Annotated in this window: 11 protein-coding genes and 1 tRNA gene; 9 read left to right on the top strand and 3 right to left on the bottom strand. The window is 61.0% G+C overall.

Annotation, left to right across the window (positions count from 1 at the left end):
- The first annotated feature begins 150 nt into the window (after nt 1–150).
- The 3 genes from HBA99_RS22085 (at nt 151) to HBA99_RS22075 (ending at nt 2,791) form a co-directional block, all read left to right on the top strand.
- Entirely contained in the window at nt 151–561 is a 411-nt protein-coding gene (locus tag HBA99_RS22085; protein ID WP_030097214.1) for a DUF6188 family protein, read from the top strand.
- A 149-nt stretch (nt 562–710) separates the two neighbouring features.
- Nucleotides 711–1,691, top strand: a complete 981-nt coding sequence (locus HBA99_RS22080) for a hypothetical protein (protein ID WP_070932510.1) — start codon at nt 711–713, stop codon at nt 1,689–1,691.
- Nucleotides 1,692–1,804: 113 nt separating this feature from the next.
- Nucleotides 1,805–2,791 (top strand): GNAT family N-acetyltransferase, encoded by a 987-nt coding sequence (locus HBA99_RS22075; protein WP_234797204.1) that lies wholly within the window; start codon nt 1,805–1,807, stop codon nt 2,789–2,791.
- 445 nt (nt 2,792–3,236) lie between these two features.
- Here the strand turns inward: HBA99_RS22075 and HBA99_RS22070 are convergent, their stop codons facing one another.
- Nucleotides 3,237–4,670: an ABC1 kinase family protein gene (locus HBA99_RS22070; protein WP_070932320.1), complete on the bottom strand. Its 1,434-nt coding sequence runs from the start codon at nt 4,668–4,670 to the stop codon at nt 3,237–3,239.
- A 149-nt stretch (nt 4,671–4,819) separates the two neighbouring features.
- On the opposite strand from HBA99_RS22070, the gene HBA99_RS22065 reads away from it, so the two are divergent.
- The 4 genes from HBA99_RS22065 (at nt 4,820) to HBA99_RS22050 (ending at nt 8,471) form a co-directional block, all read left to right on the top strand.
- Nucleotides 4,820–5,599 (top strand): GntR family transcriptional regulator, encoded by a 780-nt coding sequence (locus HBA99_RS22065; RefSeq protein WP_070932323.1) that lies wholly within the window; start codon nt 4,820–4,822, stop codon nt 5,597–5,599.
- 658 nt (nt 5,600–6,257) lie between these two features.
- The gene (locus HBA99_RS22060; RefSeq protein ID WP_070951955.1) at nt 6,258–7,256 is read left to right on the top strand and encodes an acyl-ACP desaturase; all 999 of its coding nucleotides are present in this window, start codon (nt 6,258–6,260) and stop codon (nt 7,254–7,256) included.
- A 120-nt stretch (nt 7,257–7,376) separates the two neighbouring features.
- A complete protein-coding gene (locus HBA99_RS22055) occupies nt 7,377–8,246 on the top strand; it encodes a cyclopropane mycolic acid synthase family methyltransferase (RefSeq protein WP_070922503.1) in 870 nt (289 codons plus the stop codon).
- A gap of 42 nt (nt 8,247–8,288) precedes the next feature.
- Nucleotides 8,289–8,471: a three-helix bundle dimerization domain-containing protein gene (locus tag HBA99_RS22050; RefSeq protein ID WP_234798074.1), complete on the top strand. Its 183-nt coding sequence runs from the start codon at nt 8,289–8,291 to the stop codon at nt 8,469–8,471.
- 41 nt (nt 8,472–8,512) lie between these two features.
- Here HBA99_RS22050 and HBA99_RS22045 read toward each other — a convergent pair.
- Nucleotides 8,513–8,586, bottom strand: a tRNA-Gly gene (locus HBA99_RS22045).
- 115 nt (nt 8,587–8,701) lie between these two features.
- Nucleotides 8,702–9,370 (bottom strand): TetR/AcrR family transcriptional regulator, encoded by a 669-nt coding sequence (locus tag HBA99_RS22040; RefSeq protein WP_070922504.1) that lies wholly within the window; start codon nt 9,368–9,370, stop codon nt 8,702–8,704.
- Between the two features lie 165 nt (nt 9,371–9,535).
- Here HBA99_RS22040 and HBA99_RS22035 point away from each other — a divergent pair, with 165 nt between their 5' ends.
- Complete coding sequence (locus HBA99_RS22035; RefSeq protein ID WP_070922505.1) at nt 9,536–9,967, top strand: MmpS family transport accessory protein; 432 nt, start codon at nt 9,536–9,538, stop codon at nt 9,965–9,967.
- Nucleotides 9,964–12,867 (top strand): MMPL/RND family transporter, encoded by a 2,904-nt coding sequence (locus HBA99_RS22030; RefSeq protein WP_070951957.1) that lies wholly within the window; start codon nt 9,964–9,966, stop codon nt 12,865–12,867. The genes HBA99_RS22035 and HBA99_RS22030 overlap by 4 nt, the downstream gene beginning before the upstream one ends.
- The last annotated feature ends 111 nt before the right edge of the window (nt 12,868–12,978 follow it).

Raw genomic sequence — 12,978 nt, 5'->3', positions numbered from 1 at the left:
GTCTGGAAACGGCGAGAAAGCCAAGCAAAACAGTGTGCTGCTCAGGTTCGCGGGCAGCACAAATAACGTTTACGTTTCGACCAGTTTCGACAATAAAACTTGTGCCGTCAACCCCTTGTGCTAGCTGAGGGGCGGGTTCAGAGTGAAGGTATGTCCGAAGCATGGATTGAGGGCTTGCCGGTCCAGCGGATCATGTTCCGTGACGGATTGGTAATCAGCCTGGGTGACTACAACGAGGTGGTTATCGCCGTGCCGATGTGGCTCACGCTTCCCCCTGCGGGGCGGTGGCCACGGGAAATTGTTTGTGTCGATCCGAAGGCGATCTTGGATGAGGAGCGTCCGCTCTTCAGCATCTCGGGTGCAACGTGCACCGAGGCCAGGTGGAACGACAAGGGCGATTTGCACATGGAGTTCTCCGATGACCACGCGATCGACGTGCCGCATCACGACTTTGACACGGCGTGGGAGATCTATGGCAAGTACCACGGGTATGTAGCCAGTCTTCCGCGCGGCAAGGTCCGCGTGGTGCGCCACGATGTGCCGGAGGAAGCCGGGGCCTAACCGGTTTCACCGCGATCGAACCCGACAGTGGGTTGGTTCGTGGTTAACGCGTGAGACTTCTCGCGGTGGCATGTGCGTCAGCGGTACTTGCGACAGCTGTCGGGGCCGGGCCCCCACCGGTGTCAGGCGCGCGCAGCGCCCGGCTCGATATCGAACTCACCGCGGTATCGGTGCAGCCCGCGCCTGGGGCGCTGGTTGCCCAGTTCCTGGCCAACCAGGTGCAGAACTGCTCGCTGATCTGTCCCTTCGTGGTCCAGGGCGCCGTCCAGGTTCCGGCGGCGGCGTTGTTGACGCCGGGGACATTCGTGGCGCAGCTGCAGGCGGGGAAGCCGCTGGTGCGGGCGCTCGGGCTGACCGGCGCGACGGTCAGCGGGGCGGCCGACGACGTGTGGACCGGGCTCATCCGCACCGACCTGGATCAGGTGGTGCCACGCACGCAGTTCGGCACCGAGGTGATCGCGGTGGGGCTCGTGCGGGTCGGCGAGGCTGTGTTCACTGAGCCTGGTCAACTCCCGGGGGTTCTTGGCCAGGCGCGTTCCGATCTTTTCGACGCGCTGAACAACCCTCCGGGTCCCGAGTCTGTGCCGGTGGTGCATACGCCGCTGGAGGCGGCGGCAGTGCGCGGCACCGAGGTGTTCTGGGCGGTGGCATTTCATTCGACAGAACAGCTCACGCTCGTCGTGACGCGGGTGCCCAATGCGTTTCTGACCACGTTGGGTAGCACCGGAAGTGTCGTGAAGGCGGTGCAGGCGACGGGGGAGGCGGTGACAACGACGGTCTCCGAGTCGGTCGCTCCGATCCGGGACGCGCTGACTAAACCGATCCCGATTACGCCGCGAGCAGCTGCGGTAACAACGGATGCCAGAACAACGGAATCCAGGGCAGTGGAAGCCATTGCCCCGCAAAAGAAGGCACCTACTGTGCGGCCCGCCCTCGTGCCGAAGACGCCGACGATGTTGATGAAGCCGCCGGTGCTGACGTCGAAACCCGATTCCGGGGTGTCCCCGACGTCCAAGCGGCCGAACGTGATGCGTGGATTGGGCAGGACCATCAAGAAGGTGCTGGGAGACGTCTCGGGCAAGAAGCCCAGCGCCCCGGACAGGCCGGCGAAGAAGGCCACGGGCTGCTAAATCCGTTGCGGCATTTTTGGGATCAGAAATAGATTGGACCGATGACGTCCAAAGAGTTGCACGCGTCTCCCATCCCGCTGAGCGAACGAGTCAGTGCCCCGGCCGTGGTGGAAATGCCAAGCGCCGCAGATGACTTGACGTGGCGGGCAGCAACCGAAGATGACATACCGCTGCTGTTCGACCTCTGGCGAGCCTCGGGAGCGATTGATCACCCCACGAGCCTGGTCATGATGGACGAACTCGTAGAAGAATTCGATGACGACGACTTCGATCCGGCACTCGACTCGGTCCTCGCTGTCGACCAATCGGGGCGAGCGGTCGCGTTCGGCTCGGCAACGGTGAAGTCCAGCAATGAAACTGTCGTATGGGTGACGTTGGATGGCACCGTTCATCCCGACCGGCGCGGCGAAGGAATCGGGGCTAGTCTGCTCCGTTGGCAGGAGCAGCGCGGGCTGCAGCATCTCGTGGAGTCGGATGAATGCTTGCCTGGTTGGCTCGCCGGAGTCGCGGAGGAACACGCTGTCTGGACGATCGATTTGTTCCACCGCAACGGATACGAATCGGTGAGGTGGTGGCATGAGCTTGAGCGCGATCTCAGTCAACCCATCCCTGACGTCACTCTTCCTGAGGGCGTGCGGATCGAGACCTATGGTCCCGAATGGTCTGAAGCAACCCGAGACGCCCACAACGAGGCGTTCCGTGATCATTGGGGCAGCCAGCCGATCGCCCGCGTGGACTGGGAATCGGACCACAGGCTGAAGGCGTTCCGCGCTGATCTCTCATTCGTCGTCGTCGCACGTGATGCCGCGGGACGGGATACCGTCGCCGCGTACCTGCTCAGTGACGTCAATGAGGAGGAGTGGGAGGCGAACGGTTACTCGTTCGGGTTCATCGACTTGGTGGGTGTCCGGCGCGACTGGCGTGGACGCAAACTCGCGCAGGCGGTGTTGACGCACGCCATGCGTACCTACAAAAACGAAGGGCTTGAGCGGGCCGTTCTTGACGTTGACGCGGATAGCCCCACCGGTGCCGTGGGGCTCTATGAGGGGCTGGGGTTCTCGGAGGTCAATCGCTCGATCAGTCTGGTGAAGCAGTTGTAAGGCTGCACTCGACCGAACCGGCTTCCTGACGATCTCCAACCGACGGTCCAATCAATTTCCAACGGCGCTGCGCAGGATCATGTGGTGTCAGCGGCGTGGACGCCGCTGCGCGCCAAGGTGATGCGGGTCGAAGGCATCGCCCAGCACAGGAAGGGCCGTCATGACAATCTCTGTCGCGCACACTGTTCGTAGCATGGCGGCCCCTGACCTCGAGAGCACTCGGTCCATGAGATTCATGCCGACGGAGACCATCCCGGGCGGCCGGTTGCCGTCAAACGATATGGTTCAGGAACCGGCCTCCGAAGCCGGATTACTCTGAATTGGGAACATTTGCTGCAGCTGCGCCATGCCAAGACATTGGATTGCTGGCTTGAGGCGCTGAAGGCGAACCCGGACCGTGCGATAGCCGTGCCGCCCGAAGTTCGTGCCCGGATGGTGGGCGCCCCTAGTTCGGTGAAGATCGCTGGCTAACAGGAGCAACGGATTCGGTGCGTTGTTGGTAGCGATGCAACACCTCGGCCAGTCCGGGCCAGCCGGACACGATCTCATCGCGAAACGACACTGTGCACCCCAGTTGACTGAGGGCGCCGAACAGGAGGATAAGGGCGCGTGTGCTCGGTATCAATTCGCCGGGCACCGTCATTTGGCGTGCGACGTTGGATAGCCGAGGTTCGGTGAGGCTGTTGACTTGTTGGATGAACCAGGCGCGGTTTAGGTGAACCGCGGGCGAGATGAACAGCTCGCGAAATGGTGCGATGGAAGCTGTTATGGCCTCGATGTCGAGTTCTTGGCCCGGGACCACAAAACCGTGTTGCCTTAGGGCAGAATTGAGTTCGTCATCTCCGCCGTTGAGGATTGCCTCTCCGATGTCGTGGGCGAGTGCGAAGAATCCGGCGGGATAGGGTGAGCATGCTCCGAAGTCGACAACTCCGAGTCGTCCGTCGGGCAGTCGCCGGAAGTTGCCGGGGTGTGGGTCACCATAGAGGTATCCGGTACGTTCGTAGCTGCTCGTAACGAAGCGCAGGATCTGCGTTCCCAGTCGGTCACGGGCTTCCTGTGGAGCAGTGCGGATCAGCTCGTTCAGTGGAACAGCATCCACCCATTCGCTGATCAGTACATCGCGTTGTTGTTCGATGACGTTGGGTACCAGGAAATCTGGATCGTCGGCGTAGCCCGCAGCGAAGGCTCGTTGATAGTGCGCCTCCTGCTGGAAGTCGAGTTCCTCGCCAACGTAGTCACAGAGCGCATCAATCGCAGTCCGGACATCGGCCGCCGGGAAAACGACCCCGGCCATGGGAGCCATCGACCGGAGCAAGCGCAGTTCGTTGAGCAGCGCCTCACGCACGCCCGGATACATCACCTTGACGGCGACCACCGTGCCGTCGTGCCACACCGCGCGGTGGACCTGCCCGATCGAGGCGGCCGCCGCTCGGGAGGAATCGAACGTACTGAAGTACTGACGCCAGTTCTCGCCCATGTTGGCGGCCATGGTGTCGTGCACGAGGGAGGGCAGCATGGATGGTCCGGAGTCCTGAAGTTTGCTCAGCGCGGTCCGGTAAGGCTCGGCAAGCCCGCTCGGTAGCGTGAGCTCCGTGAGCGCGAGGATCTGGCCGAGTTTTTGCGCACCTCCCCTTAGCTCACCGAGAACCTCAAAGATGTGTTGCGCGGTACGCAGCTGGATGTCCCGGCCGATTTCCTCGGCCGAGCGACCGAGTAGACGCTTGCCCGCGCCGCCCACGCGTCGGGCCGCGTAGGCAGCCGGAAGCTTCGCGAGTTTGGCGTTGCGGACGGGCGTGGGTATAGGTATACGACGGGCCGACGCGTCGGTGGCACGCCGTGAGAACAGCGGTACTACTTTGCCTCGGTGTTGATCTGGCATGACTCACCTCAAGGAATAGTGCGACTCCGGTCACGCTCCAGCTAATGCGGGACCAGTGTCTGGGGATTCTGGCAAGTCGTCAAGTGCGGGTGATGAGTCTGGCTAGTCTGTCCGAGACGGTTCTATTGTTGGGGGTGAAAGGGCAGGACATGGAATCAAAGACAGTGGTGGCTGACATCGCCGATGAGCTGTCGCGGCGTGTTGTGCACGGGGAGTACGCGCCGGGTGAGCTCATGTTGTCGGTCCGCCAGGTCGCCGATGAGTTTGACGTGAATCGGGGGACAGCGCAGTTGGTTCTTGGGCGGCTTGAGTCGTACGGGATCGTCGTCGCACAACGTGCCCGCGGTTTCGTGATCCGTGACATCCGCCAAGAGGGCGGGGTGGATATTAGTGGTTATGTTTTCGGGTTATCGACGCGGAATTCCCGCGAGGCTCTGGACATGTTCCGCGATGTCGTCGATACGGAGCGCGCCATCGTGCTGGAGGCGCTCCTCGCGTTCGCGACTCTTGAGCAGCGGCCGGACTTGACTGTAATCGAGAACAGCATTGACGAGCTGGAATCGATTGCCCGACTGGATGAGCTGGACCATTCGGCGATGTTCGAGAATGAACTCGGCATCGTTCGTCTGGTACTTTCTGCGCTCGATCAGCCCTTCCGCAGGGCAGTCTTGAACTCGATAGGCGAGCTGATCCTCGGTCTACCGGAGGCAACCGCCGCCTATTACACGGGAGCGCCGGATGTGCATGTCCTGGTCTGGCGTGCGTTTGTGGCTGCGCGGAAGACGGAGACGGGCCCCTCAGAATCTCAGTTGGCGTTCTTCGAAGACCTTTTCAACATGTACCACGAGCAGGTCATTGAACGATTCACCGAACTGGTAGTCGGCGGTGAAGAAGAAGTGCCACTGCGCGGCTCCGCAGCCACAGCGTGATTTGTCTGCACTGAAGGGCTCCTTGCGGACGGCGGACTAGCTGTCTGAGTCAGATGGGCGCCGCCATGTCGACGCGCATTCATCGACATGGCCTCTCGGCATTAAATACGTTACGTAACAACGCTGATGGAGAACTCCTAGAGAATCGTGGAGTGCTGTCCAACCCGGTGATGGGTGTTCGTGAATGCACTGCCGACAGGCGGTAGGGACGAGACCGAATCATTCAATCTATTGCTGTCTGGGACAGTATGTCCTAGGGTGGCGCCATGGCATTGTCGGGAGAGGCAGTTCATGGTGCAGCGGGGTTTCAAAAAGGGTGCCGGTGCGCGGCGTGCCACAAGGCTGAAGCGTTGCGGTTGCGCCGGATTGGTCGCGCTGAGACCGCGCGCTGGCGGCGGCTAAACGAGCGAGCTGACCGAGCCTGGGATCGGCAATTCGAGCCCCCGGATGTTTCTCCACATAAGGTCCGCTGGTCCGATCAGGAAATCGCCTATGCGCTTGACCGATCGCGTGCTGTCGATGACATCGCGCGTGCACTAGGCCGCTCCGCGGCCGCTGTCTGGCAAATTCGCCGCAAGCATACAAAGCCGTGCACCTGCGGAGCCTCCTGGGGCGTGTCTTGACCTACGCATCTAGCGTCGCCAGCTTGGGGAAATAGATGCAGAAGGAATTCACCGACCTGGAGCTGCTCCATGAGCTTGAGCCCGTGGTCGAGGAAAATGTTCATCGCCACCTGGCGGTCACTAGGGACTGGAGCCCGCACGATTACGTGCCGTGGTCTGAGGGCAAGAATTACAAGGCTCTAGGTGGTCAGGACTGGGATCCCGAGCAGTCCAAGCTCTCCGAGGTGGCCAAGGTCGCGATGATCACGAACCTGCTGACCGAGGACAACCTGCCCTCGTATCACCGCGAGATCGCCATGAACTTCACCATGGATGGGCCGTGGGGCACCTGGGTGAACCGGTGGACCGCCGAGGAAAACCGCCATGGCATCGCCATCCGCGACTACCTGGTGGTGACCCGTTCGGTGGACCCGTTCGAACTCGAGAAGCTGCGTGTGGAGCAGATGACCCGCGGATTCTCTCCAGGCCAAAACCGCCAAGGTGGAGATTTGGTGTTCGCCGAGACTCTTTTTGACTCAGTGGTGTACGTGACGTTCCAGGAGCTGGCCACCCGCGTCTCGCACCGCAACACCGGCAAGGCCTGCGCCGAGCCGATCGCCGATGAGCTGCTCAAGCGCATCTCCACCGACGAGAACCTGCACATGATCTTCTACCGCAACATGGTCGAGGCCGGCATGGCCATCGCCCCCGACCAGGCCCTTAGAGCTGTCCATAAGGTGCTCGACAACTTCACCATGCCCGGCTACACCATTCCCGGCTTTCGCCGCAACGCGGTCACCATCGCCACCGGTGGTGTGTATGACCCACAGTCCCATCTCGAGGAAGTGGTGCTGCCGGTGCTGCGTAAGTGGCGCATCTTCGAACGCGACGACATCAGCAGGGAGGCCGAGTGGTACCGCGAGGACCTGGCCCGCATCGTCGGTGATCTCAGGAAGACCGCATCGGACTTCGAGGAAGTCAAGGCCAAGTACCTGGACCGCCAAGCCAAACGCGCCGAACGTCAAAGCGGCAAGTCAGAAATGCTCAGAGCCTAATGGGCGGCCGATTTGCCTACTTGCGCACAGGCGCCGGGTCACGAGCAAAACACCGGCTTCCCCGGCGTAGTAGGTCAGTCTCTATTAAAAAAATCCTCCGAATGATCGGTATCAAGCGCAATGCCTAAATTGACTCCTAAGTACGAGGAGTTATCGTCCATATACGACATCTCCAATTCGTTCTATGAGCTGTTCCTCGGCCCCACGATGGGCTACACATGTGGATACTTCGAACACGAGGACGCGACCGCCGACGAAGCCCAGATCGCCAAATTTGACCTAGCGCTCGCCAAGCTCGGCTTGAAGCCGGGGATGACACTGCTCGATGTCGGTTGCGGCTGGGGTGCCGGTATGCAGCGAGCCATCGAAAGCTACGACGTCAACGTCATCGGGCTGACTCTGTCTGATGAACAGCGCAAATATGCCGTCGAGAAGCTGGCGGACATTCCCACCGAACGCACGGTTGATGTCCGGCTACAGGGCTGGGAGGAATTCCCTGACAAAGTTGACCGCATCGTTTCCATTGGTGCTTTCGAGCACTTCGGGTTCGAACGGTACGACGATTTCTTCGCCATGGCCTGGAATGCGCTGCCCGACGACGGGGTGCTACTTCTGCACACCATCACCATGTTCGACGATCGCCGTTCTCAAGAGCTCGGCCTGCCTTTGACTTTCGAACTGGCCCGGTTTGCCAAGTTCATCATGACCGAGATCTTTCCCGGCGGGCGGCTGCCGACGGTAGAAAAGGTCCAACGCCATGCCCGCAAGGCCGGATTTACGGTCAATCGGGTCCATGAGATCGGCCCTCACTACGTTCGGACTTTGCAATGCTGGGCTGAACGATTACAAGCTCATCGTGATGAGGCCATCGTGCTTCAGGGTCAAGAGGTCTACGACCGATTCGATAAATACCTCAATGGATGCGTGAATCTTTTTCGTGCCGGATACACCAGCGTTCATCAATTCACGCTTACGAAACAGCCGGCCTAGCGTGCCATTAAGACCGATACTGCGATGAGCGAGCAGGCATTAATGGCGACAGTGTGTCAGCAACTGGTGGCTAACTACTCGTGGCTGCCGCCCGAACAGGTCGCGGATGTCGTGCAAGTGGCTTACGCCAGGTTCGCCGAATGCAGAGTTCGCGAGTTCGTGCCGCTCTTGGTCGAGCGCCGGGCCCGCGCCGAACTAGCGGAGATCGGTGCGCCTGGGGGGTGAAGCAGGGACTGGTATTCGAATAGCATTCGCGCTGGTAGATGTGGAGCCGATGACGGGAATCGAACCCGCGTATTCAGCTTGGGAAGCTGATGTTCTGCCATTGAACTACATCGGCGGAGAGTGGTCTGTCCGGCCGAACCGGTAGTACCTCTCGGCGTGTGAGCTTACATGTGAGAACGTCTCGGAGTCCGCGCCATCGCCGCTTTGGGGCATGCGGCGCGCACAGGCGATCAGGAACCGCGTTTGACCAGGGCGCCGGTGATGAGCCGGGCCAGCGTGGTCTCCAAGTCGGTGTTGAAGCGCATATGGACCACTGCCAGTTCGGGTTCGGCCTCGGCGGCGGCGACGGCGCTGTCGGACGGTTGCGCGTACAGCCACAGCGCGCCGGTGGTCATCAGTATGGTGACGGACACGCTGTGGGCGTCTTCGTCAAGCTCGGGGATAAAGCCTCGGATGGCCTCGGCGAACCGAGCGACGCTGGCGTACGTCGAGCGCCAGAAACACAGCAGCGTCTCGGCCGAGACATTGTGTTCCAGTACGCCTGGCTGTGCGGCCATCAAGTCACACAGCACGGCATGCTGCTGCAGAGAGCGGCTGAGCACGGCGGCCAAGCGATCGACACGTTCCTGGGCCGAGCCGGTGGGCGTTTCGTGGGAGAGTTCCGCCGCAATTTCGGACACCCAGCTGTGCAGCAAGGTACCCAGCAGCTCCAGGAGCACGGCCTCGCGTGACTCGAAGTACAGCACCATTGCCGACTTCGCCAATCCGGTGCGGCGGCTCAATTCATTGAGGCTGACCTGGCTGACCGGCATATCGCTGAGCATCGACGACGCGGTTTCCAGAATGGCTTGCCGGCGGATCTCGCGCTGCTCCTCGCTGCGCGCCCGGCGGAAGGTCATGGCCCGATGCTAATCCGACGCCCAGCGGCGTCATAGCGTACCGACGGTCTATTACCGTGGTACGGTCTGTGGCGTAATAGACCGCCGGTACACAATGCGGCGCGACCGGTCGCCTCACCGGCAGGCGCTTGCGCTCGGGCATGGAGAGGCAGGAGGGATGCACGGGTGTATCGACTGTTGAAGCGGTTCTGGATTCCGCTGCTCCTGGTGGTTGTCGTCGGGATCGGTGGCTACGCGATCACGCAGATCCGCAGTTCCGCTGCCCCTCGTCCGCCGAAACTCGGCGAGGGATCCGGCGTCACCGCGAACGTCAACCCCAAGCGCATCACCTACGAGATCGTGGGGTCGGGTGGCACCGCGAACATCAACTACCTCGACGAGAACGGTCAACCCCATCTCATCGAAAATTCCTTGCTCCCTTGGTCGTTCACGATTGTGACGACGGTGCCGTCGATGTCGGCCAACATCGTCGCTCAGGGTGATGGCGACGTCACCAGCCTCGGCTGCCGCGTCACGGTCGATGGCGAGACGCGCGATGACCGAACCAGCACAGACAAAGTCAAACCGTTCATCTACTGCTTGGTGAAATCCGTATGAGCAATTCGCACGTGAGTCCGCACCGGCCGCTCCTCGGCCACACGATCCGGCTCCTGTCGGTACCGATCATCCTGTTCTGGGTGGCGCTCGTGGTCATTCTGGGCGCCTTGATTCCGTCACTCAACGACGTCGCGGAGTCCCGCTCGGTGCCGCTAAGCCCGCAGAATTCCGAGTCGTACCAAGGGATGCTGAACATCGGCAAGGTGTTTCAGCAATACGACTCGGACTCGTCGGCGATGGTCGTTTTGGAAGGTGACGACAAGCTGGGCGATGCCGCGCACAAGTACTACAACCAGATCGTCGAGAAGCTCAAGGCCGATCAGGAACACGTGCAGAACGTCCAGGACTTCTGGAGCGATCCGCTGACCGCGGCGGGCTCACAAAGTGTGGACGGCAAGGCCGCCTATGTGCAGATCTTCCTCAACGGGTCGCAGGGCACCAGCGCCAGCTATGAATCGGTGGCCGCGGTGCGCCAGATAGTCGATTCCGTGCCTGCGCCGCCGGGCATCACGGCGTATGTTGCCGGCAGTACCGCACTCAACGCCGATACCAGTGTGGCTGGTCAGCAGAGCATGGCGATCTTGGAAATGCTCTCGGTCGGCGTGATCATCGTGATGCTCCTGTTCATTTACCGCTCCATCGTCACCATGCTCATCTCCATGGTCATTATTGGTCTGGAACTAATTGCCGCCCAAGGTGTTACGGCAACAGCGGGCTACCTGAACTTCATCGGACTGACCCCCTACGCGGTGAGCATGGTGACGGCGCTGGCGCTGGCGGCCGGCACCGACTACGTGATCTTCCTATTCGGTCGCTATCACGAGGAGAGGTCGAAGGGACTGAGCCGGGAAGACGCGTATTACGTGGCGTATCACGGTGTCTCTCACGTCATTCTGGGTTCCGGTCTGACCATCGTCGGCGCGTGCCTGTGCTTGACCATGACCACGCTGCCCTACTTCCAGAGCATGGCGCTGCCGTGTGCGATCTCGATGCTGGTGATCGTGGTCGCCGCGCTGACGTTGGCGCCCGCGGTGCTGACGGTGGCCTCGAAGTTTGGGCTGCTGGAACCCAAGGGCACGCTCTCCGCACGAGGCTGGCGCAGGGTCGGTACGTCGGTGGTGCGTTGGCCCATTCCGATCATCGTGTTGACCAGCCTGATCGCGATCGTAGGATTCGTCAGCCTCATGACGTACGTGCCGCAGTACAACGACCAGAAGTTCACGCCGGCCGACATGCCGGCCAACCTTGCCATGGAGGTCGCCGGCCGGCACTTCTCCCAGGCCCGGATGAACCCGGAACTATTGATGCTGGAGGCCGATCACGACCTGCGCACCCCGGCCGACATGCTGGTCATCGACAAGGTGGCCAAGGGCATCGTGCGTATGCGCGGTATCGAACGGGTGCAGACCCTCACCCGTCCGCTCGGGGCGCCGATCGAGCACAGCTCGCTCCCGTTCCTGATGGGAGCGCAGAACGCGGGTACCCTGCAGACGTCAAAGTTCAACAGCGACAACTCGGCGCAGATGCTCGAACAGGCCGACGAGCTGAGTAAGACCGTTGCCACCATGGAGCGGATGTACAGCCTCATGCAGGAGCTCACGGGCACCATGCACGGCATGGTGGGTCGGACCCATGAGATGAACGCGACCATCCAGGAGATGCGTGACAACTTAGCCAATTTCGACGATTTCTTCCGGCCGCTGCGCAATTACTTCTACTGGGAGAAACATTGCTTTGATATCCCGATCTGCCAGTCGCTGCGATCGATCTTCGATGTTTTGGACAGCGTTGACGTGCTCGCCGACCAAATGAACGGCCTTATCGCGGATATGGACAAGATGGATCAGCTGATGCCGCAGATGCTTCCGGTGCTGAGGACGACCATCGATTCGATGATCAGGATGCGCGACTTCATGATCTCGACGCATAGTGTGACGGCCGGTATCCAAGCCCAGCAACAGGAAATGGCCAAGGGTGCAACGGAAATCGGTCTGTACTTCGATCAGGCCAAGAACGACGATTTCTTCTATATATCGCCAGACGTGTTCACCAACCCCGACTTCAAACGCGGGCTCAAGATGTTCGTCTCGCCGGATGGCAGGGCTGTCCGCTTCATCATCACCCACGAGGGAGACCCGGCGTCGGTCGAAGGAATCCAACACGTCCGTGACCTCAAAGGTGTTGTCGCCGACTCGGTTAAGGGCACTCCGCTGTCCAATGCCAAGGTCTCGATCGGGGGCACCGCATCAATGTTTGCCGATATGCAGGACGGTGTTTCCATCGATTTGATGGTCGCGATCATCGCCTCGATGATCCTGATCTTCGCGATCATGGTGCTGATCACCCGCAGTGTGGTGGCCGCCCTGGTGATCGTCGGCACCGTCGCGGCATCCCTGGGCACGGCCTGCGGCCTAACAGTGCTGTTGTGGCAGGACATCCTTGGCCTGGGCGTGCAGTGGATCGTGATTCCGCTGTCGATGGTGATCCTGCTGGCGGTCGGTTCGGACTACAACCTGCTGGTGGTCTCCCGGCTCAAGGAGGAAATCCACGCCGGGCTCAACACCGGCATGATCCGCGGTATGGGCGCTACCGGTCGCGTCGTCACCGCCGCAGGCCTGGTGTTCGCGTTCACCATGATGTCGATGGTCGTCAGCGATCTGCGTGTCGTCGGCCAGATGGGAACGACCATCGGTATCGGACTGATTGTCGACACACTGATCGTTCGGGCATTCATGACGCCCGCGATCGCCGCGGCATTGGGACGCTGGTTCTGGTGGCCGATCAATGTCTTTGAGATTGTCCGGCGTGGCCGCGATGTGCCGTCGCCCGAACCGGCGACGGCACCCCTCGCGGTGGTGGATACGGGACAGCAACCGCCACCTACTCCGACTACCCCCTGAAAAGTCTTGGGCTGCAGAGAGGAAATTCTCAGCCTGGCCTCAGTGGATGCAGGCACTGTGACAGTGCGAACCAGAGGCGGACAGTGCCCTGACTGCATCGTGAGGAAGAAG

It is taken from the genome of Mycobacteroides chelonae, from assembly GCF_016767715.1.
Classification (GTDB): domain Bacteria; phylum Actinomycetota; class Actinomycetes; order Mycobacteriales; family Mycobacteriaceae; genus Mycobacterium; species Mycobacterium gwanakae.
This window is presented reverse-complemented; position numbering and strand designations above follow the sequence as displayed.